Source organism: Bradyrhizobium macuxiense (genome assembly GCF_007993935.1).
In the GTDB taxonomy this organism is placed as follows: Bacteria; Pseudomonadota; Alphaproteobacteria; order Rhizobiales; family Xanthobacteraceae; genus Bradyrhizobium; species Bradyrhizobium macuxiense_A.
The window spans coordinates 597298-618559 of record NZ_VITY01000004.1 but is presented as its reverse complement, the minus strand read 5'-3'; the positions used below and the strand labels follow the sequence as shown (position 1 = coordinate 618559).

The window sequence follows — 21262 nt, the reverse complement described above, 5'->3', positions numbered from 1 at the left end:
ACAACCATCATGCCGGGACTCAGGCCAAGGCTCATGCAACGTGTTGCTGCAGCGTCTCCGGCTCGGCTTCACCCTCATCGTCCGCGGGTTCGGCCTGCGCCGCGGGCGCGGCGGCGAGTTCCGCCGCTATTTCCTTGGCGAGCGCGGTGGCGCCGACATAGTCAGTCTTGCCGGTACCAAGCAGCGGCACCTTGTCGACGATGCGGATGTCGGCGGGCACCGCGAGCTCGGAGGCGCCAACGCTCTTGGCCTGGCGCTGCATGGCGGCGCGGTCGGCATCCTTCTGCGTGGTGAGCAGCACGATGCGCTCGCCCTTGCGCTGATCGGGCAGCGTGACCGCAACCGACATCGCCTGCGGCCACAGCGCCGACGCCATCGTCTCGACCGCCGAGAGCGAGACCATTTCGCCTGCGATCTTGGCAAAGCGCTTGGCGCGGCCCTTGATCGCGATGAAGCCCTGCGCGTCGACGGTGACGATGTCGCCGGTGTCGTGCCAGCCCTCGGCGAGCTGCTCGAGCACGCCGGGGTTCTCGGCGCGGAGGTAGCCGAGCATCACGTTCGGCCCCTTCACCGACAGGCGTCCGCCCTCCTCGATGCCCGGGACCGGATCGAGGCGGTACTGCATCAGCGGCGAGATCCGGCCGACGGTGCCCTGACGGTTGGCCATCGGCGTATTCATCGCGAGCACCGGCGCGGTCTCGGTGACGCCGTAGCCCTCGAGGATGCGGATGCCGTAACGCTCCATGTAGACCTGCCGCGTGCGCTCCTTCACCGCTTCCGCACCGGCGATGACGAGCCGCAGCGTGCGGAAATCATAGGCGTGCGCCGAGCGGGCGTAGCCGGTGAGGAACGTGTCGGTGCCGAACAGGATGGTCGCGCCGGTCTGGTAGATCAGCTCGGGCACGATCCGGTAATGCAGCGGCGACGGATACATGAAGATCGGAATGCCGCCGAGGATCGGCATCATCATGCCGCCGGTCAAACCAAACGAATGGAACACCGGCAGGACGTTGAACACCTTGTCGTTGGCGTTGGCATCGACCCGCGCCAGCGCCTGCGCCGCGTTGGCGAGGATGTTGCGGTGGGACAGCACGACGCCCTTCGGCGTGCCTTCCGAGCCCGAGGTGAACAGGATGACCGCGGGATCATTCGCATGTCGCGCGACGCGCGGCGCGATGCCGGCGCGGAAGCCCGCGATCTTATCAGTGAGGGTGATGCCGCCGCGCACGTCTTCGAGGTAGATGACGCGGGCCTGGCCGGCCATTGCCGCGATCAGCTTGTCGAGCTTGCCCTTCTCGATGAAGGCCTGCGAGGTCAGCACGGTCTTGACCTGCGCCGCCTTCATCGCGGCCAGCACGTTGACCGGGCCTGCCGAGAAGTTGAGCATCGCCGGCACGCGGCCGATGGTCTGCAGCGCCATGAACACGACGGCAACGCCGGCCGAATTCGGCAGCAGCACGCCGACATTCTCACCGACAACGGTGCCCTGCTCGAGCTTGCGGCTCAGCACCTGCGCGCCGAGGATCAGCTTGCGATAGGTCAGCTTGGTGCCGAGCGCGTCCTCGATAACAGGCTTGCCGGTGTCGCGGTCGCGATAGGCGTGGCCGAGGCCCTCGAACAGGGTCTGGTCGAGCATCGCGTTCTGGACCATGGCGTTGATCATGACGTCCTGCAGCGCGGCGCCGGCGGCGTTGCGGCGCGCCTTGCCCTTCAGCGCCTGGTCGACCGGCAGCTTCACCGGCGGCAGGATCGAGATCGTCACCTTGGGGAACCAGGAGCGCTTGATCTCGCCATTCTTGAGATAGCTGAGATGCGAGCGCTGCGCGCCCTCGATGCGGACCGGCACCACCACCGCGTCGGCCTTGTCGGCGATCATCGCGGTGCCGTCATAGACCTTCATCAGAGAGCCGGAGACCGTGATGCGGCCTTCGGGGAAGATCACGACCGGCTCGCCGGCGGCGACCAGCTTGATCAGGTCGCGCGCAGCCAGCGGCTTCGACGGATCCATCGTGTAGTGCTTGATCATCTTCAGGAACGGCTTGGCCCACCACGCCTTGGAGATGCCGGTGTCGACCGCGAAGCTCGCATCGATCGGCAGCATGGCATGCAGCAGCGGACCGTCGACCAGGCTGACATGGTTGGGCGCGATCAGCATCCGAGTGCCTTCGGGCGGCAGGTTCTCCATGCCGCGCACCTCGAGACGAAACAGCGCGCGGAACAGCAGCGCACCGAAATCGCGGACGCCCTCCTTGCCCCACTTGGTCAACACGAACCAGACGGTGCCGAAGCTCGCGATGGCGAGGCCGAAGAAGATCCAGGCGATCGGCAGGCCGGTAGCCTGCAGCGCGCCGACGAACACTGCGCCGGCGACCATGAAGCCCGCCTGCAGGATGTTGCCGGCGGCGATGATGCGGGCGCGCTCGGACGGCGCGGTCCAGGCCTGCACCGCGGCGAACGACGGCACCACGAACAGGCCGCCGCCGAACGCGAACAGGAAGAAGTCGGCCAGCATGCGGAAGCCACCGAACGAGGTCGCGAACGCAGCCGCGGTGACATCCTTGCCGAGCGAGGTGGTGGCAATCGCCCAGGCGAGGTCGAGGCCGACCACGCCCATCACGATGGCGCCGATCGGCACCAGTGCGAGATTCGGCCTGACATGACTGAGCTGCGCGGCGAACAGCGAACCGGCGGCGATGCCGATCGCAAACACGGCGAGGCACAGCGTGACCACGCCCTCGGTGCCGCCGACGCCTTCCTTGATCAGCGCAGGCAGCAGCGACAGCACGATCGCGCCGACCATCCAGAACCAGGACACGATCACCATGCCGTCCCACAGCCGCGGCTCGGAATAGAGCGACTTCAACAGGCGCACGGTCGAGGTCCAGGGATTCCTGGTGATCGGCAGATCCGGCGCGGAGGGCTGCGTCACCGGAATGCGCGACGCAAATCCCCAGGACAGCACGGACAGGCCGACCACGGCGGCACAGATCCAGCCCATGTGGCTGGCGCCGGCGACGAACATGCCGCCCGCGATGGTGCCGATCAGGATCGCCATGAATGTCGCACCCTCGACCAGCGCGTTGCCGGTCGCGAGTTCGGACACCGACAGCTGGTCGGGCAGCACCGCGTACTTCACCGGGCCGAACAGCGCGGCCACGATGCCGAACAGCGCCAGCGCGATGAACAGCAGCGGGATCGAATGGGTGAAGAAGCCGGCCGCGGCGAAGGCGGCGGCGAAGATCTCGAAGAACTTCAGCCGCCGGGCGACGACGGACTTGATGTAACGGTCGGCGAGTTCGCCGCCGAGCGCCGACAGCACGAAGAACGGAGCGATGAACACCGCACCCGCGAGCTGGACCAATGCCGGCCCCTGCTCATTGGCGACGCCATACAGCAGCATGATGACCAGCGCGTTCTTCAGCACGTTGTCGTTCAATGCCGAGCAGAATTGCGACCAGAACAGCGGCGCGAAGCGGCGGGACGTCATCAATTCCTTGATCATGACCGGTTCCTTGGGTTAGCGCGCACGGCGCTGGCAGGTCTGCGAATTCGTGGGGCAGAGAATGGGGGGCGTGGTGAAAATGACTGATATCCCGCAGCCTTTAGTCTTTTCCGCAACGTATCGGTTCGAACCGGCGCACATCCGCAAGTGCCGGGCCGCGGGGACATTGCCCGCCAGAGATGTACGAGACCTTATCCAGACCTGGGGTTGATCGATCTCGAGATCGGCTCGCGAGGACATGGTGAGCGCTTTGTTGAGGTTTCGGCGACAATTGCGGGGTGAGCGCTTCAGGTCAGTTCACTCAGGCCGCGGAACGGTGACCATCGGCAGTTGCGTGACTTGCAGCGGCCGCCACGCTGTGCCGCCGGGCGCTTGGCGCGCCGATCGGCGCGCCGCTGCTCCAGGACGCCTGCGACGTCGCAGGCGCGGGCGATCCGCTCGATCGGCGCCATCGCCAGGGACAGGATGGTGCGGCCAAAGCCCTTCACGAGCTCGATCGCGTCATCGACGAAGGTGGTGGTCAATTGAAGTGCTAGGGTCTGCATGTGAGTGGCCTCCTATGCCAACTTGAGCAACGCTCAAATAAGTAGCTCGAAAATGAACATTGTTCAAGAAGAATCGCGACGAGACCGGAAAAAACTTCAGCGGCGCGCTTTGCTGATCGAGATCGCGCGTCGGTATATCGCCACTAAAGGATTGAGATCATTGAAGGTTCGCGATGTCGCCGAGGCCGCCGGCTGCTCCATCGGCAGCGTCTATAACGAGTTCGGCGACTTCGACGGCCTGATCCTGACCGTAAACCGGGAGACCGTTCAGGCTCTGACCGCGCGGCTCAAGGCGGTTCCATCAGACGATCCCCTGCGCCAGCTGCACGGGCTCGCGGACGCTTATCTCGGCTTCGCCACCGAGCATGCCAATCTGCTGCGCTCACTGTTCGAGCACCGGATGGAGGACGACCGGCCGTTTCCGGAAGATATCCTCGCGATGGTGATGGATGCGTTCGCGCTGATGCATGCGCCGCTGCTGCGGCTGCTGCCCGATCGCGATCCTGACGACGTCGCGCTGCTGTCGCGGATGATGTTCTCCGCGGTCCACGGCATCATCTCGCTCGGCCTCGAGGAGCGCATGGTCGCGGTCCCGCCGGAGCAGCTGCGCGAGCGGCTCGCGCAGTTCGTCGACACGCACCTCGCCGGATTGGGCGTCACGCGCGGCGCGTAGCCAAGCCCGGGCAACGATCTGCGTGGCGACCAGCATCGCGAACGGGGATCAAGTCTGATTGTGTGCGACGCGGCCTGGACGGGCGAGAGTCCAGAGCGGTTCGAGGAACACGACACCTGTCCCTCCTTCACGAAAGACGAGCTTGAACTCGATCCGTCCGTCCCCGGTGATGGAAGCGGAATGCACTCCCGCATTGCCGTCATATCGCAGGATACCGTCCGAGACTTGCCCGGTAAAACCGCCGGAGAAGCCGGGTCCGGGTGTACGGCTATGCGGCATCGCCGGTCCGTTCACGAGATAGCCGGTCGCAACACCTTCGCGGTCGACACTGGTGACGATCATCATGAATTGGCGGTGCGAGTTGATCCATCCCTCGTCACTCGCCCACACACCGAGAAAGCGGCGGACATTGTCCGGCACGTCGTCTGCCGGCGCGCGAATGCGAAAGGCGGGAAGCGGCAGTTGCTTCTCGACGGCCAGTGAGGCGATCCGCTCGACATCCTGATCTGGCACGATGCCGTGATCCCCAGGCGCAAGCCAATTCACCAACTCCGCCAGAGGATGCCGCATGCCATCGGCAATCAGCGGAGCGGTGGCCAAAGTCGCGAAGGCGATCACCGACAGGCCACCGGCCAGCCACCATCGGGGAAGCGCGGCGGGACGTGCCGCGAGGCTCCGGGAAGTTGACGCCGGACGCGGGACGTTGCTCGGTTCATGGTCGTGCGAAGGCAGAACGGGCTCGGCATCGAGCCGGTATCCCCGGCGCGACACCGTCTTGATGATGCGGTGCTCGCCATCTCGCAACTTCAGGCGCAGCTCGCGGATACACTGTACCAGCGAATCGTCCGAGACGGCGACGTTGCCCCAGACTGCCGCGTGCAGATCCTGCTTGGATACCAACCGCCCGGCGTTGCCGACGAGACAGGCGAGCACCGCGAATGATTTCGGCCTGAGATCAAGCTCGACGCCATCCACGCGAACGACGCCGCGGGCGGGATCGAACACAAATGAATCAAAAATCAAAATGGAATCAGTCGCCGGGTCCATAGAGATCACTCCATGCCCACAGACGGCACCAATCCGGGAAATTTAGCAGGAATTTCGCCGTTCTGTCACTTGTTGATCAGGACTTCCCTGCGGCGAAGCCGATAGTCGCGGACTGGCCCGGCATCATTTCCGGGCACGCCGGAGGTTGACCATGTCGAGGACGCCGCTTGCGGTGTTGGTCGGGACTGTGCTGGCGCTCGCGGCGGTGCAACCGGCACCCGCCCGGGCGCAGGACGTCGTCAAGGTCGGGCTGGTGATGCCGTTGACCGGCGTGCTGGGGCCGGTTGGCAAGCAGGCGGTCGCCGGGGCGCGGCTCTACATGGCGCAGCACGGCGACATGATCGCCGGCCGCAAGATCGAACTGATCGTCCGCGACGATGCCAGCGTACCTGATAACGCCAAGCGCATTGCGCAGGAGCTGATCGTCAACGACAAGGCCGAGATCCTCGGCGGCGGGCTGACGCCGAGCGTGCTAGCGCTCGCACCGCTGGTCACCGAGAGCAAGACGGCAACCGTCGTCATGATATCGGGCACGTCGATCGTGACCGAAAGGTCGCCCTATTTCGTGCGCACCAGCTGGACGCATGCGCAGCAGGCCAGCGTGTTGGCGGACTGGGCGGCCAAGAACGGATCGAAGCGGGCCACCATCATCGCGTCCGACTGGGCACCCGGGCGTGAAGCCGCCGGGGTATTTTCGGCGAGCTTCACCGCGGCGGGCGGATCGGTCGTCGAAGCGCTGAAAGTGCCGCTGGCCAATCCCGACTTCGCGCCGTTCCTGCAGCGTGCGCGGGACGGCAATCCCGATACGCTGTTCATTTTCGTCCCGACAAGCCAGGCCGGTATCCTGGCCAAGCAATTTGTCGAGCGCGGGTTGGACAAGAGCGGGATCAAGCTGATCGGCCCCGGCGACCTCGCCGACGACGAGGACCTGCCGGGGATGAGCGATGCCATGATCGGCACGATCACGGCGGGGTTCTACTCCGCGGCGCATCCCTCCGACCTGAACCGCGACTATGTCGCAGCGTTCCGCAAGGCCAATGCCAACGTCCGCCCGAACTTCATCAGTGTCAGCGCCTATGACGGCATGCATCTGATCTACGCGGCGTTGAAAGCGACCGGCGGCAAGACCAATGGTGACGCTCTGATCGAAGCCATGAAGGGCATGGCCTGGGAAAGCCCGCGTGGCCCGATGTCGATCGACCCAATGACGCGCGACGTCATCCACGACATCTACATCCGCAAGGTCGAGAAGGTCGGCGGCGAGCTGTACGCCGTCGAGCACGAGACCTTCAAGGCGGTCAAGGACCCCAGCAAGATCGCAAATAAATAAGCCAGGCGGAGCGAAGCCGGCCTGGCCTCGCTCCGCTCCGCCGCGTCAGACCCGGGTGCGGGCGATCGTGCCGGCGACGATCTGCATGGCGACGCCAAGCACCCAGCCCGCCATGATCGCCGCGGTCCAGGCGATATCGGGCTCGCTGCGCAGCACCACGACGCCGACCGAGAAGAACGCCACCATGGTCGCGAGGAAGGTGCCGATCGCGCTGAGCAGCTCCGCCGCGTCGATCTTGCGCGTCGAGGCGGCCTCCTTCGGGTGGAAGAGCTTTGGCGGCGTGTCGATGCCGAGATAGAAGCCGATCGCGCCGCCCAGCATCATGATCAGCAGGAACGCCTGCGAGGTCAGCGCCGACACGCTCGAGCCGACATGGATGGCGACGAACAGGCCGCTTGCGGCGCCCGCCAGGGCAAGGCCGAAGCGCTCCAGGACATGGGCAAATTTTCTGACGCGGCTGCGCATCGCTATGCCTCATCAATGAATTGCGCCGCCAATCAAGCTAGGCCTTTTCGACACGTCGCGAAAGTCGCCACGTCTCAAATGGCCGCGACCTCGTGACGCTTTGGTGCGCCGGTTCACACCTATCGCGGCATGGAATGATGATTGATCGATCCAAGGTAGCGATCGATCCGGCGGCTGCTTCCGGCGGGGTCACGACGTGAAACGCGGGGCAGCGTTGCCGCTGCCCCGCGTGATCTCATCCGCTTACGCCGCGCGGCCGACCGAGGCGTCGAGATGCTTCAGCCGCGGCAGCACTTCCTGCTTCAAGAGCCGCAGCGAATTGTGCCAGGCCTCGGGCTTGTGCTTGTAGTCGAAGCCGAACACCAGGAGCACGCCGAAGCCGCCGACCTCCTGATAGATCTTCTCGATCTTCTCGGTGACCGTCGCAGGCGAGCCGACGATCCAGTTGTTGCGGGCGCAATATTCGACAGTGACGTCGCTGTCCGGCACGTCGGGCGACGCTTTCAGATAATCCTTGAAACCGAAATGGCCGAGCAGCGGCAGGAAATACTCGCCCATCATCCGGCCCATCATGTCGCCGGTCGAGAGCTTCCAGGCCTCCGCGTCGGTATCGGCGACGAAGACCTCGCGCACCATCCGCCAGTCCTTGCGGCTCGGCTTGCGGCCGGTCTTGGCGGCGCCGGCCTCGACCGAGTCCCAATGGCTGCCGACATAGGCCGGATTGAGATTGAGGCTCATCGGAATGAAGCCACGCTCGCCGGCAAGCTTCAGCGTGTCCGAGTTCTTCGACAATCCCGCGACACCGATCGGCGGATGCGGCGCTTGCTGAGGCTTGATGTGGGGCTTGAGAAAGTCGAACATCGTGTCCGGCTTGCTCACTGTCCAGAACTTGCCTTTGTGGGTCCACGGCGCCGGCTCGGTCCACATCTTCAGGATGATCTCGAGCGCCTCGCGGGTCATGTCGCGGTTCTGGCCGGACATGCCGTCGACGTTGAACATCGCCCAGTCGCTCGGCAGACCCGAGGCGGCAACGCCGAAGTTCAGGCGTCCGTTCGAGATGTGATCGAGCATCGCGACGCGGTTGGCGAGCTCGGCCGGATGATGGTACGGCAGCAGGAAGCCGCCGGGCCCGATGCGGATGTTCTTGGTCTGCAGCAGCGCCTGCGCCACCAACAGATCGGGCGACGGATGCGGCTCCCAGGGCGCGGTGTGATGCTCGCCGATCCAGGCTTCCTGATAGCCGAGCTCGTCCAGCCAGCGCAGCACCTGCAGGTCCCAGTCGTGGCCCTCTTTCAGTCCGCACTCCGGCGGATGCGACGGCATCGCGAAGTATCCGAGTTCCATGGGTTTCCTCTCTTTGTTTCGATGCGTGTCTTCCGCACGCACTCGGAGAGTAGCTGCCCTGGCAGCGGCAGAACAATGGCTGATCGACGTAGCCCGGATGGAGCGAAGCGCAATCCGGGATGGTGGCTCACCCGAGATACTCTCGGATTTCGCCTCACTCCATCCGGGCAAAGGTTCTACCGCGCGCCGAACGTGGTCTTGCCGAACAGCGCCTTCTGGGTCGAGGGCTGCGAGCGCCAATATTGCGGCGGCGCGCTCACCTCGCCGCCGAGCTCGGCGGCGGCGTGCCAGCCCCAGCGCGGGTCGTAGAGCATGCCGCGGGCGAGCGCGACCATGTCGGCCTTCCCGGACGCGACGATCTCCTCCGCCTGCTTCGCTTCGGTGATCAGGCCGACCGCCATCGTGGTGACGCCGGTCGCCTCCCTCACCGCCTGCGCCGCCGGGACCTGATAGCCCGGCGCAAGCGGGATCTTCTGCAGCGGCGACACGCCTCCGGAGGAGACGTCCATCCAGTCGACGCCGCGCTTCTTCAGCTCCTTGGCAAATTCAACTGTCTGCGCAAGGTCCCAGGCACCCTCGACCCAGTCGGTCGCCGACACCCGCATGCCGATCGGCTTGTGATCCGGAAATACGGCGCGCACCGCATCAAACACTTCCAGCGGGAAGCGCATGCGGTTCTCGAGCGAACCGCCATAGCGGTCGGTGCGCTTGTTGGCGATCGGCGACAGGAACTGGTGCAGCAGATAACCGTGCGCGCCGTGCAGCTCGAGCGCGTCGATGCCGAGCCGGTCGGCGCGTTTCGCCGACGCGACAAAGGCCTCGCGGATGCGCTTCAGGCCGGCGTCGTCGAGCGCCACCGGCGCGGCCTCGCTTTCCTTGTGCGGCACCGCCGAAGGCCCAACGGTCTGCCAGCCGCCATCGGCAATCGGGATCAGCTGCCCGCCCTCCCACGGACGCTGGCTCGACGCCTTGCGGCCGGCATGGGCGAGCTGCATCGCGACCGCCGCCTTGGAATGCTTGCGCACCGAGGCCAGGATCGGCTTCAGCGCCGCCTCATTGGCATCGCTGTAGAGGCCGAGGCAGCCCGGTGTGATCCGCCCGATATCCTCGACATGGGTGGCCTCGATGCAGAACATCGCAGCACCCGACAGCGCCAGCATGTTGATGTGAGTGAAGTGCCAGTCGGTGGCCGAGCCGTCGACGGCCGAGTACTGGCACATCGGCGAGACCATGATGCGATTGGAGAGTTTGAGGCTGCGCAGTTCGATCGGCGAAAACAGGGTGCTCATGCGGGGATATCCGGGATCGGGGACAAGGCCACATGAAGATAGAGGCAGCCCGGGCGATCACCAACCGTCCGGAATGCCCGCAGGCCGGAAGCAGATCAGCAATGCTCTAACGGTGCCCCTTGGCGGCACCTCACTCCACCAGCGTGAATTGCAGCAGCAGATTGCGCTGGATCAGGGAGAAATTGTCGTCGGAGATCATTGTCAGCACGGTCTCGCCCTCCGCGGTGACATGGGCGTCGATGCCTTCCATATTGTCGATCTCGTTGCCGAGATCGGCATTGAAGATCGCCGGGCCGTCGACGACGGCGCCGGGCGCGATGTCGAACAGCGCGAGGCGGCGGATGCGGATGCCGACGCCGCCGAGCCAGGAGAATTTCCGCTCCAGGATCAACAGATCGCCCGACGGCAGCAGCACCGCGTCGCTGATGTCGAAATTCTCGGTGCGGCGGACACTGAACTGACCCGGCGTCTTGCCGCCAACCAGGAAGGCGATCAAATTGCCGCTCGCATCGAGCCCGCGTTCCGACATCGCAATCAGCGTGCCGGCCAGCGCCTGTCCCTTGGATAGATTGGGCACGAAGACCAATGCCTCGAGCCCCTTGTTGATGGGCAGCTTGCGCGCCGCCGGCGGCAGCGGCACCACCTCGCCGCGCGCGCGGGTGAAGCCCTTGGCGAAATCGTAGCGCAGCACCTGGTTGACCCGCTCGAGCCCGACATAGGCTATCGAGCCGTCGAGCGCGAGCGATTCAGAATCATACCAGCCACGGGTCGCGGTAATCGGCCGGCCGTCGGCCCCGAGCAGCGGCGCCGCCTCGACATCGTCGAGCCCGATCATGTCGCGGCCGCGATAGACGATGCGGCCGGTGAACCAGGTGCCCTGGTCGCTGACCGCGATGAAGCGTTCGCCCCTGGCGTCGAGCCTGAGCGCCGAGAGGCCACCGAAACCGGAGAACGACGAGGTCAGAATGAGACCGCTGCGATATTCCAGCGCGCCGAACCGCACCTTTGCACGATCACGGATGTCGAACGACGGCAGCGACCGTGCGTTGACCTCGACCGCGACGGGTTCATCGACCCGGTGACGGCCCGGCCTGCCGGGCGGTCCCGGCGTCAGCGCCGGCTGGCTCGCGCCTTCCGCCTGCGCGAGACGCGGTAACGCTGCGGCCGACAGCCCCGCCGCCACATCTCTCAGGAAATGGCGGCGGCTAAGGGGTGAGCGCATGTCTCACGAGTGGAGGCGGCGCCGGGTGCCCGGTGCGGGCGCCGAGCCGTGGGTCTCGCTGAACAGCTCGGCGAGCTTTTCGGTGATGGCACCGCCAAGCTCTTCGGCATCCACGATGGTGACGGCACGGCGATAGTAGCGCGTCACGTCATGACCGATGCCGATCGCGATCAGCTCGACCGGCGAGCGGGTCTCGATCTCCTCGATGATGTGGCGCAGGTGCCGCTCGAGATAGTTGCCGGGATTGACCGACAGCGTGGAGTCGTCGACCGGCGCGCCGTCCGAGATCATCATCAGGATGCGGCGCTGCTCGGGACGCGCAAGCAGACGCTTGTGCGCCCAGTCGAGCGCCTCGCCGTCGATGTTCTCCTTCAGGAGACCCTCGCGCATCATCAGGCCGAGATTTTTCCGCGCGCGACGCCACGGCGCATCGGCCGACTTGTAGATGATGTGCCTGAGATCGTTGAGACGTCCGGGATTGGCCGGCTTGCCGGCGGCAAGCCACGCCTCGCGCGACTGCCCGCCCTTCCAGGCGCGGGTGGTGAAGCCGAGGATCTCGACCTTGACGCCGCAACGCTCCAGCGTGCGCGCCAGGATGTCGGCGCAGGTGGCGGCGACCGTGATCGGACGGCCGCGCATCGAGCCGGAGTTATCCAGCAGCAACGTCACCACGGTGTCGCGGAAGGTCGCCTCCTTCTCGTGCATGAAGGACAGCGGATGATAGGGATCGGTGACGACGCGCGACAGCCGCGCCGGATCGAGGATGCCTTCCTCGAGATCGAAATCCCAGGCGCGGTTCTGCTGCGCCATCAGGCGGCGCTGCAGACGGTTGGCGAGCCGCGCCACGATGCCCTGCAGATGCGCGAGCTGCTTGTCGAGATAGGAGCGCAGCCGCTCGAGCTCGTCGTGGTCGCAGAGGTCTTCAGCCGCGATCACCTCGTCGAATTTCGGCGCAAAGGCATGATATTCCGGGCCGCGCGGTTCGTTCTGACCGCGCGAATTCGGCCGCGTCGCCTCGCCCGGCGTCTCGTCGTCGCCGAGCTCGCCGTCGTCGAACGTGTCTGACGTGGAGGCCTGCGCGCTCTCCATCGCGCTTTCGCTCATCTCGTCCGCGGTGGTCTGGGCCTGATCGGCGCTCATCTCCTGCGCGGCGTCGGAATCGGGCGAGCCTTCGGCGCCGGACTGATCGCTCTCGCCGTCCTGGTTCTCGTCCTGATCCTCGTCGTCGTCGGAATCCATGTTGCGGTCGTCGCCGAGATCGAGCGCCGACAAGAGATCATGGACGAGGTCGCCGAACCTCGCCTGGTCCTCGGTGAAACGGCTGAGCTGGTCGAGCCGCGAGCCGATCTTGTCCTCCAGCGTCGGACGCCAGAGATCGACCATCTTCTTGGCGGCCGCGGGCGGCGCCATGCCGGTGAGACGCTCGCGCACCAGCATCGCCAGCGCATCCGACAGCGGCGCGTCGGCGCGGTCGGTGATCTCGTCATACTTGCCGCGGTGGAAATGATCGTCGAGCATCGCGGTGAGGTTCTTCGCAACGCCGGCCATCCGCCGCGAGCCGATCGCCTCGACGCGCGCCTGCTCGACCGCCTCGAACACGCCGCGGGCCTGCGGATTGCCCGGCATCAGCTTGCGATGCACCTTGGGATCGTGACAGGCGATCTTGAGCGCGATCGAATCGGCGTGGCCGCGCACGATCGCCGCATCGCGCTTGGTCATCTTGCGCGCCGGCTCCGGCAGCCGCGCCTTGCCGGGCGCAAGCCCGGGCCGCTCGGCGGCGAAAGAGATCTCGAGCTCCGGCTTCTTGGCGATCGCCTTCAGGCACGCCGACACCGAGCGCTTGAACGGCTCGGTCGGCGCTTCCTTCGATCCGGGACGGAATTTGATATTGGAGGCTGTCATAGCGATTTCGTAAACCAGTGGCGCGTGACGCCGCCGGGATACCCCTCAATCGAACCGAACTCTTTATATCCGTTGGCGCGGTAGAAGCCCGGCGCCTGGAAGCTCATCGTATCCAGATAGGATTGCGTGGCTCCGAAGCGCCGCGCCTCGTCTTCGATCGCCTTGATCAGCTTCGCGCCAAAACCCTTGTTGCGAAACTTCTGCTCCATCCAGAACAGCTGGATGAACAACACCGCAGTCCAGACCTCGCCGACGATGCCGCCGACGATCTCGTCGCCTTGCCGCAGCGAGATGGCGAAGCGCTTGTACTTCTGCTTCCCCATCTTCTCGTTGTTGTAGCGGAGCAATCCGCCGAGCACCGCCTTCTTCGTCTGTGTGACTGTGCGCTCGACGGAGATTTTCGGCATGGATTAGCTGAGCGCCACGTTGACCGAGGATTCCGGCAACTCGACATTGAAGCAGCGCTGGTAGAACTCGGCGACCAGCGGCCGCTCCAGCTCGTCACACTTGTTGAGGAAGGTGACGCGGAACGCGAAGCCGATGTCGTTGAAGATGTCCGAGTTCTCGGCCCAGGTGATCACCGTGCGCGGGCTCATCACCGTCGACAGGTCGCCATTGGCGAACGCGTTGCGGGTGAGATCCGCAAGGCGCACCATCTTGTTGACGATGTCGCGGCCTTCCTGCGTGCGGTAGTGGCGCGCCTTGGCCAACACGATCTCGACTTCCTCGTCATGGGCGAGGTAGTTCAGCGTGGTGACGATCGACCAGCGGTCCATCTGGCCCTGGTTGATCTGCTGGGTGCCGTGATAGAGGCCCGAAGTATCGCCGAGGCCGACCGTGTTGGCGGTCGAGAACAGGCGGAACGCCGGATGCGGCTTGATCACCTTGTTCTGGTCGAGCAGCGTCAGGCGGCCGGAGACTTCCAGCACGCGCTGGATCACGAACATCACGTCCGGGCGGCCGGCATCGTATTCGTCGAACACCAGCGCGATGTTGTGCTGCAGCGCCCAGGGCAGGATGCCGTCACGGAATTCGGTGACCTGCTTGCCTTCCTTGACCACGATGGCGTCCTTGCCGACGAGATCGATACGGCTGATGTGGCTGTCGAGGTTGACGCGTACGCAGGGCCAGTTGAGGCGGGCCGCAACCTGCTCGATGTGAGTCGACTTGCCGGTGCCGTGATAGCCGGTGACCATCACGCGGCGGTTCTTGGCAAAGCCGGCGAGGATCGCGAGCGTGGTGGCGCGGTCGAAGCGATAGTCGCTGTCGACTTCCGGCACATGCGGATCGACTTCGGAATAGGCGGGAACTTCCAGATCGCTATCGATCCCGAAGACCTGCCGAACCGAAACCTTCATGTCGGGCATGCCGACGGGTTCTTGCTCTTTGGTCTGGACGGCGGTCGTCATTCATCCTCCGAGGTCCCGGGCATTCCCGAAACCAGATTTAAGGTCATTTGGCTGCGGATGGGGTGCTACGCACAAGCCTAGCAGAGAGCATCGGCCGGCAGAAGCCCACGGGCAAATCAAAGTTCCGTCGTTGTATCATAAAGATAGGCGCGAAACTCGGTTTTTGGAAGGCTGCTCTGCAAATCCCGCCGTACTTTCGCCGCAGCGCCACGGCGGCCTTGTCCGGGCCGGGCACTTTTCAGCCCGGCGCGGAGTTGTTAGCTCTCGGACCTGTTTCATCGCCACCCAGGGATTCTGTGACTTCATTCCTTGACCCTTTGATCGCATTCGTTTCGGCCCATGCCTGGCTCGCTTACCTGACGCTGTTTCTGGCTGCCCTGCTGGAAGCCGTTCCGGTGGTCGGCTCGCTGGTGCCGGGCTCGACGATCATTCTGGCGCTGAGCGCACTGGTCCCTGGCGGCGAATTGAAGCTGTGGCCGGTGCTCGCCGCGGCGGCTTGCGGCGCGATGCTCGGGGACGGTACGGCCTTCATGATCGGCTATCGCAGCCAGCGCGAGATCCTCTCGGCCTGGCCGCTCTCCAACTACCCGCGCGTGGTCGCGCAGAGCGAAGCCTTCTTCAACCGCTGGGGCGTGCTCGCGGTGTTCTTCGCCCGCTTCGTGCCGCCGATTCGCGCCTTCGTGCCGATCACCGCCGGCGCGCTCGACATGCCGCCGACGCGCTTCTACGCGGTCAACATCCCCGCCATCCTGCTCTGGGCGCCGGCGCATGTGCTGCCCGGCGTGCTCGCCGTCACCGCACTGCACGACTATGCCGGCCTGCCGCATCATCAACATGTCGGCAAGCATCTATGGATGTTCGCGGTGGCGGGCGGCGCGGTCATTCTGGCGCTGGCGATCTGGACCATCCGCCGCCGCCATGGCGGCGGCATGATCGAACCGTCCAAGCCGGCCGAATAAGACCTAGATGCTATTGGTCGTGCCCGCCCGCCCGGGTGCCGGGCCGACATAGCGCGCGCGGGGCCTGATCAGCTTGCCGAGCTGAAGCTGCTCGCTGGCATGCGCGATCCAGCCGACGCTGCGAGCCATCGCGAACAGCGCGAGCTCGCTCCCTGCGGGCATCCGCAGCGCATGCACCAGTACCGCCAGCGCGTAATCGATGTTGACGAATTCGCCGGTGGCTTCCGCGATCCGCTCCGGCACCTCCCTGGTGAATTTGCGCGGCGCGCCGGCCCGCGTCAGCGCCTCGAGCAATGAGATCGCGCGCGGATCGCCCTTCTTGTAGACGCCGTGACCGAAGCCGGCGAAGCGCTCGCCGAGCGCAACCCGCTCGCGGACCACGGGCGCGACGTCATTGTCGATCATCGTCTTGACGAGGCGCGAGGCGAGCACGCCGGCGCCGCCATGCATCGGGCCTTTCAACGCGACGAGCCCCGCAATCACGGCATCGTACAGATTGAGGCCGGTCGACGCCGCGCAGCGCGCGGTGAAGGTGGACGCATTCAATTCGTGATCGGCGAGCAGCACCAGCGCGCGACGAATCAAATCGGGCGCGTGCTTGTTGTCGGGCGTCCAGACCCGCGCCACCTGCTCGTGCAGCGGCTCGGCCGACGGCACAGCGTTCAGCATGGTCGCGACCAGCAGCCGCAAGATGCGCCCGCCGACCATCGCGCGGCCATCGGGCGCGCGGGTGAAGGCGCCGGGATCGGCGCTTGCCGCCAGCGCCAGCACCGCGACCGTGCGATCGATCGGCTGGGCGCGCCGCGCGGCCTCGGCAATGGCACGCATTTCATCGGAGACATGCGGGCAATTGTCCGGCGCGAACGGATCGACGCCGGTGACGTCCCACAGCAGCGTCGCGGTGTGCTCCAGCGTGTCGCGCTGCGAGAGATCGACACAGTTGACGCCGCGATAGATCGGCCCCTGCTCGGTGATGGTCGCGATCGCCGAATCCATCACCGGCAAATCGGCATCGAAATTGCGGAAGCCGCGCGGCTCCGGCGACGGCACGCGGCGCTCCTTCAGACCCCTGATGTCTTCGGCGCGGTAGCGATGGCTGCGCGAATCCGGCGACGGCTCGGAGCGGATCAGCCCACGGCTGACATAGGCGTAGAGGGTCGCCGGTGAGATCGCGAGCTCGGCGGCGGCCTCCCGGGCGGAGAGGTACAGCTCGGCGGATTTTTTCATATTGATTTATATAATCAAGATTGATCAACTCGTCGAGAGGCCCGACCTTGAGGGGGTGAAGCAAGGAGATCGGGCCATGAACATGATTCTCACCAAGAGCCAGATCGGTCTGGACGGCGTTCCCGCCGCCGAGACCGTGTTGAGCCATGTCGACGGCGCGCGCGGCGAACTCATCATCGCCGGCGAGCACGTAGCTAACCTCGCCGGCAAGTCGAGCTTCGAGGGCGTCACCGCGCGGCTGTGGAACGGCGCCACCGGCAAGTCGCTGAGCGAAGCCAATGTCCGCGCCAGCTTAGGTGCCGCCCGCGAACGCGCCTTCGCACGGCTGGCCGACCTGCTGCCGGCAACGCGCGGCATGTCTGTTGTCGACGGCTTCCGGGCTGCGATCGCGGGCCTTCGCGGCGAGAACGGGCTGGAACACGAGGCGACCATCGTCGGCGCCTTCCCCGTGATCGCCGGCGCCCTGGTGCAGCAAGCCAAGGGCCATGCGCCGATCGCGCCCGATCCGAATGTCAGCCACGCCGCCGACACGCTGCATATGCTGCTGGGCCGCAAGGCTGCGCCGCGTGAGGTCGCGGCGCTCGACGCCTATCTCGTCACCGTCTGCGACCACGGCATGAACGCGTCGACCTTCACCACGCGGGTGATCGCCTCGACCCAGGCCGACCTGTTCGCGGCCATCACCGGCGGCTATTGCGCGCTGACCGGTCCGCTGCATGGCGGGGCGCCCGAGCCGGTGCTGGAGATGCTGGATGCGATCGGCACAAGCGAGCGCATCAAGCCCTGGGTGGACGGCGCGCTGGCGCATGGCGAGCGGCTGATGGGCTTCGGCCACCGCGTCTATCGGGTGCGCGATCCGCGCGCCGACGTGCTGAAGGTCGCGATCGAGCGCCTGGAGGCCAGTGGTGCCGACCTGCCGTTTGCCGGCGAGGTCGAAGCCTATATCCGCGAGGCGCTGCGGAAGAAGAATCCGGAGCGGCCGCTCGAGACCAATGTCGAGTTCTTCACCGCGATCCTGCTCGATGGGCTGGAGATCCCGCGGCAGGCGTTCACGCCGATCTTCGCCGTGGCCCGCGCCGCCGGCTGGACCGCGCACGCGCTGGAGCAGCGCCGCACCGGGCGGCTGATCCGGCCGAGCTCGTCGTACGTCGGCGCGGTGCCGAAGGGCTAGGAGCTGACCGATGAGATCGACAGCGGAGCTACATTCTCCGCTGTCGTCCCTGTGGAAGCAGGGACCCATACGCCGCGGCCCATCAATAGGGCAGCCGGGTAAACATCGTGGGAGACAATAACGGCCGGTGGTTATGGGCCCCTGCTTTCGCAGGGGCGACGGAAGTGCAAGCTTAGGCCTCGCGCACCACGGTCTTCAGATAATTATACGCCTTGATGATCTCGATCAGGCGATCCTCGGTGGAGCGGTCGCCGCCATTGGCGTCGGGGTGGTGCTGCTTCACCAGCGCCTTGTACTTCGACTTGACGTCTTCCAGCGTCGCCTCGGCCCCCAATCCCATCACCAGCAGCGCCTTGCGCTCGGCGTTCATGACCTTGCGGGTCTCGGGCTTGGGCTCCGCGCCGCCCGGCCCCGGGCGCCAGCGCCCGCGACCGTTGAGCTCGGAGAACACGTGGAACGGATCGGAGGCGGCATCGAGACCGCTCTCCTTCTTGCCGTTGTTGGCGCCCATCTTCCAGGTCGGACGATGACCGGTCAGCGCGTCCTTCTGGTAGCGCGCGACGTCGTCAGGATTCATGCCCTGGAAGAAATTGTAGGACTGGTTGTACTCGCGGACGTGATCGAGACAGAAGTGCCAATACTCGCGCGAATTCTCGCGGCCCTTCGGGGCGCGGTGAGCGCCCTTGTTCTGGCAACCCGCCCACTCGCAGGTCACGGCCTGCTCGCCGGCCTGCGCCTGGCGCTTCGCACTCACCTTGGTCGGCTTGATGCGAATGGAGTCGAAGAATTTTGATGAATCGATCGGCATGATCTCTTTGACTACGCAATGCACAAATCTTCAAGTCTTGACATTGCGCAGACCTCGTTTCCCGCTAGCACCATTGACGAAAAGCCGTCGCGAACCTAACTCCGCCGCCATGAGCACCAAAGACGCTATCATAAACAAGTTGCGTGAAGCTTTCTTGCCCGAAAGCCTCGACGTCGTCGATGAGTCACATCTGCATGAGGGCCACGCCGGCCACAGGCCAGGCGGGGAGACGCATTTCAGGGTATATATTGTGTCTCCGGCCTTCGAAGGGAAGAGCCGGATCGAACGCCATCGCATGATAAATGCGACGCTGACGCAGGAACTCGCCGGCTCGGTGCATGCGCTGGCGATCCACGCACACGGCCCCGGGGAAAAGCCGCGCTAGCTCGCGCTTGCCTCAAGACGAAGCAGCGGTTTTCCGTTATGAGAATAGCACCTCCGCGCCTTAGATGGGGCCATTGATGATCCCTTGCTGGCCACGTTTCCGGTCGATCGTCACCGCCGCCTGCCTGCTCCTGATCTGCGCGATACGCCCGGCCGCGGCGCTGGATATGCCGAGCCCGTTCGTCCAGGAGGTGCTGATCAAAAGCATCCTGGTCTCGCTCAACGACGCGGTCGCCGCGAATAATTTCACCGTGTTCCACGCCAAGATCTCGAAGCCGTTCCGCGACCAGTTTCCGCCCGACAAGCTGCAGACCATCTTCAAGGACCTGGTCGATAAGCACGCCGTGTTCGACGCCGTGGTCGCCAAGCCGATCGTGCTCGATGAGGACGCCAGGATCGACGACAAGGGCGTGCTGCGGCTGAAGGGCCATTTCGACACCACGCCCAAGCAGGTGAAATATCAGCTCGGCTTCATCCCCTCCGACGGCGCATGGAAGCTGTCGGGCATCTCGATCGATATCGAGTAGCCAGACGCGACGACCTGAACCGTCATCCTGAGGAGCGCGTAGCGCGTCTCGAAGGATGCACGGCCACCGCTCGTACCCGTCGACCCTTCGAGACGCCGCTTGGCGGCTCCTCAGGGTGACGGTGATGGACTTGTATTGCCGCGCAAAGGCTAGAACGCGGTCCCCGCCCGCTTCGGCTTCTTCTCGTCGAGCTCGGCCTCGCGCGGCACGGCGACGATGCGCAGCGCAGTGATGCGGTTGCGCTCGCGGCGGAGCACGCGGAAACGGAAGCCGTGGAAGGTGAAGCTCTGGCCGCGCTCCGGGATCGAGCGCGCCTCGTGGATCACGAGGCCGGCGACCGTGGTCGCCTCCTCGTCCGGCAGGCGCCAGTCCATCGCGCGGTTGAGATCGCGGATCGGCACCGAGCCGTCGACTACGACCGAGCCATCCGGCTGCGCCCGCACACCGGCGACGACGACGTCGTGCTCGTCGGAGATGTCGCCGACGATCTCCTCAAGGATGTCCTCCAGCGTCACCATGCCTTCGACCTCACCATACTCGTCGACCACGAGGGCGAAGTGGGTCTTGCGGCGGCGGAACGCCTTCAGCTGTTCGGAGACCGGGCGCATCTCCGGCACGAACCAGGGCGGCAGCGCGATCGCGGAGGCATCGATCGCGGACATGTCGCCCTCATTGGCGCGGATCGCGCGCAGCAGATCCTTGGCGTGCAGCACGCCGACGATGTTCTCCGGCTTCTCCCGCCACAGCGGGATGCGGGTGTATTCGCTCGCCAGCACCTCGCGCACCAGCTCCTCCGGCGGCAGGTCGGCGTTGACCATGGTCATCTCGGTGCGATGGACCATGACGTCGGAGACCTGCAGCTCGCTGAGGTCGAGCAACCCGCCGAGCATGTCGCGGTCCTGCTTCTCGACCTTGCCCTCGTGATGCAACAGGTCAACCGCGCCGCGCAGGCGCTCGGTCGGCGACAGCACCGCCTGATGGGCGCCAACCTTGATGCCGAGCAACTTCATCAGCGCCAGCACGATGGTCTCGATGATGGTGAGCAGCGGCCCCAGCACGAAGATCGTCAGCCGCATCGGCCGCGCGACCAGCAGCGAGATGCGGTCGGGCGCGTTGATGGCGATGGTCTTCGGCAGCACCTCGGCGAACACCACGACCATCACGGTCATGACCGCAGTGGCGTAGAGCACGCCGACATCGCCGAACCAGGCGGTGAACACCCCGGTCGCCAGCGCCGAGGCGCCGATATTGGCGATATTGTTGCCGAGCAGCAGCGCGCCGATCATCCGCTCGCGCATGTTGATCAGCCTTGAGACGACTCCGGCCTCGCTGTTGCCCTGTTTCGACAGCCGCAGCATGCTGGCGCGCGAGGCGCCGGTCAGCGCGGTCTCACTCGCCGCGAAGAACGCGGAGATGAAGAGACAGAGCAGCACGATCGAGAAGGTCAACCATCCCACT

General features: G+C 65.4%; 19 protein-coding genes. 6 read left to right on the top strand and 13 right to left on the bottom strand.

The window, feature by feature from the left end; genetic code table 11:
• Positions 1–31: 31 nt before the first annotated feature.
• Together FBZ93_RS14145 and FBZ93_RS14140 are read right to left on the bottom strand one after the other, a co-directional pair.
• Positions 32–3502 carry an acyl-[ACP]--phospholipid O-acyltransferase gene (locus tag FBZ93_RS14145; RefSeq protein ID WP_146986521.1) on the bottom strand — a complete coding sequence of 1157 codons (3471 nt, stop codon included), beginning with the start codon at positions 3500–3502 and terminating at the stop codon, positions 32–34.
• A gap of 287 nt (positions 3503–3789) precedes the next feature.
• Positions 3790–4047: a hypothetical protein gene (locus tag FBZ93_RS14140; protein WP_146986520.1), complete on the bottom strand. Its 258-nt coding sequence runs from the start codon at positions 4045–4047 to the stop codon at positions 3790–3792.
• Positions 4048–4099: 52 nt separating this feature from the next.
• Between FBZ93_RS14140 and FBZ93_RS14135 the strand changes: the two genes are divergently transcribed.
• Positions 4100–4720 carry a TetR/AcrR family transcriptional regulator gene (locus FBZ93_RS14135; RefSeq protein ID WP_208764009.1) on the top strand — a complete coding sequence of 207 codons (621 nt, stop codon included), beginning with the start codon at positions 4100–4102 and terminating at the stop codon, positions 4718–4720.
• Positions 4721–4768: 48 nt separating this feature from the next.
• On the opposite strand, the gene FBZ93_RS14130 is transcribed toward FBZ93_RS14135, so the two are convergent.
• Positions 4769–5767 carry a winged helix-turn-helix domain-containing protein gene (locus FBZ93_RS14130; RefSeq protein ID WP_146986519.1) on the bottom strand — a complete coding sequence of 333 codons (999 nt, stop codon included), beginning with the start codon at positions 5765–5767 and terminating at the stop codon, positions 4769–4771.
• 151 nt (positions 5768–5918) lie between these two features.
• Here FBZ93_RS14130 and FBZ93_RS14125 point away from each other — a divergent pair, with 151 nt between their 5' ends.
• Positions 5919–7097, top strand: a complete 1179-nt coding sequence (locus tag FBZ93_RS14125) for an ABC transporter substrate-binding protein (RefSeq protein ID WP_146986518.1) — start codon at positions 5919–5921, stop codon at positions 7095–7097.
• A 45-nt stretch (positions 7098–7142) separates the two neighbouring features.
• Here the strand turns inward: FBZ93_RS14125 and FBZ93_RS14120 are convergent, their stop codons facing one another.
• The 7 genes from FBZ93_RS14120 to cobS form a co-directional block, all read right to left on the bottom strand.
• On the bottom strand, positions 7143–7562 hold the full coding sequence (locus FBZ93_RS14120) for a hypothetical protein (RefSeq protein WP_146986517.1): 420 nt from the start codon (positions 7560–7562) through the stop codon (positions 7143–7145).
• A 243-nt stretch (positions 7563–7805) separates the two neighbouring features.
• Positions 7806–8906: an LLM class flavin-dependent oxidoreductase gene (locus tag FBZ93_RS14115; RefSeq protein ID WP_146986516.1), complete on the bottom strand. Its 1101-nt coding sequence runs from the start codon at positions 8904–8906 to the stop codon at positions 7806–7808.
• 176 nt (positions 8907–9082) lie between these two features.
• Positions 9083–10195, bottom strand: a complete 1113-nt coding sequence (locus FBZ93_RS14110; RefSeq protein WP_146986515.1) for an NADH:flavin oxidoreductase/NADH oxidase — start codon at positions 10193–10195, stop codon at positions 9083–9085.
• 130 nt (positions 10196–10325) lie between these two features.
• Positions 10326–11417: an esterase-like activity of phytase family protein gene (locus FBZ93_RS14105; RefSeq protein ID WP_167529032.1), complete on the bottom strand. Its 1092-nt coding sequence runs from the start codon at positions 11415–11417 to the stop codon at positions 10326–10328.
• Between the two features lie 3 nt (positions 11418–11420).
• Positions 11421–13319, bottom strand: a complete 1899-nt coding sequence (gene cobT / locus FBZ93_RS14100; protein WP_146986514.1) for a cobaltochelatase subunit CobT — start codon at positions 13317–13319, stop codon at positions 11421–11423.
• Complete coding sequence (locus FBZ93_RS14095) at positions 13316–13726, bottom strand: GNAT family N-acetyltransferase (protein ID WP_095731654.1); 411 nt, start codon at positions 13724–13726, stop codon at positions 13316–13318. The genes cobT and FBZ93_RS14095 overlap by 4 nt, the downstream gene beginning before the upstream one ends.
• Positions 13727–13729: 3 nt before the next feature.
• Positions 13730–14728 carry a cobaltochelatase subunit CobS gene (cobS, locus tag FBZ93_RS14090; protein ID WP_371814880.1) on the bottom strand — a complete coding sequence of 333 codons (999 nt, stop codon included), beginning with the start codon at positions 14726–14728 and terminating at the stop codon, positions 13730–13732.
• Positions 14729–15024: 296 nt separating this feature from the next.
• Here cobS and FBZ93_RS14085 point away from each other — a divergent pair, with 296 nt between their 5' ends.
• Positions 15025–15687: a DedA family protein gene (locus tag FBZ93_RS14085; RefSeq protein ID WP_146986513.1), complete on the top strand. Its 663-nt coding sequence runs from the start codon at positions 15025–15027 to the stop codon at positions 15685–15687.
• Positions 15688–15690: 3 nt separating this feature from the next.
• On the opposite strand, the gene FBZ93_RS14080 is transcribed toward FBZ93_RS14085, so the two are convergent.
• Positions 15691–16914 carry a citrate/2-methylcitrate synthase gene (locus FBZ93_RS14080; RefSeq protein WP_146986512.1) on the bottom strand — a complete coding sequence of 408 codons (1224 nt, stop codon included), beginning with the start codon at positions 16912–16914 and terminating at the stop codon, positions 15691–15693.
• A 76-nt stretch (positions 16915–16990) separates the two neighbouring features.
• Here FBZ93_RS14080 and FBZ93_RS14075 point away from each other — a divergent pair, with 76 nt between their 5' ends.
• Positions 16991–18085, top strand: coding sequence for a citrate synthase/methylcitrate synthase (locus FBZ93_RS14075; protein WP_146986511.1), 1095 nt, complete (start codon positions 16991–16993; stop codon positions 18083–18085).
• 172 nt (positions 18086–18257) lie between these two features.
• Here the strand turns inward: FBZ93_RS14075 and FBZ93_RS14070 are convergent, their stop codons facing one another.
• Positions 18258–18893 (bottom strand): J domain-containing protein, encoded by a 636-nt coding sequence (locus FBZ93_RS14070; protein WP_050423915.1) that lies wholly within the window; start codon positions 18891–18893, stop codon positions 18258–18260.
• A gap of 109 nt (positions 18894–19002) precedes the next feature.
• Here FBZ93_RS14070 and FBZ93_RS14065 point away from each other — a divergent pair, with 109 nt between their 5' ends.
• Together FBZ93_RS14065 and FBZ93_RS14060 are read left to right on the top strand one after the other, a co-directional pair.
• Entirely contained in the window at positions 19003–19278 is a 276-nt protein-coding gene (locus tag FBZ93_RS14065; RefSeq protein ID WP_146986510.1) for a BolA family protein, read from the top strand.
• A gap of 76 nt (positions 19279–19354) precedes the next feature.
• On the top strand, positions 19355–19804 hold the full coding sequence (locus tag FBZ93_RS14060) for a hypothetical protein (RefSeq protein ID WP_146986509.1): 450 nt from the start codon (positions 19355–19357) through the stop codon (positions 19802–19804).
• 149 nt (positions 19805–19953) lie between these two features.
• Here FBZ93_RS14060 and FBZ93_RS14055 read toward each other — a convergent pair whose 3' ends face one another.
• The gene (locus FBZ93_RS14055) at positions 19954–21261 is read right to left on the bottom strand and encodes an HlyC/CorC family transporter (RefSeq protein WP_146986508.1); all 1308 of its coding nucleotides are present in this window, start codon (positions 21259–21261) and stop codon (positions 19954–19956) included.
• Between the last annotated feature and the right edge of the window lies 1 nt (position 21262).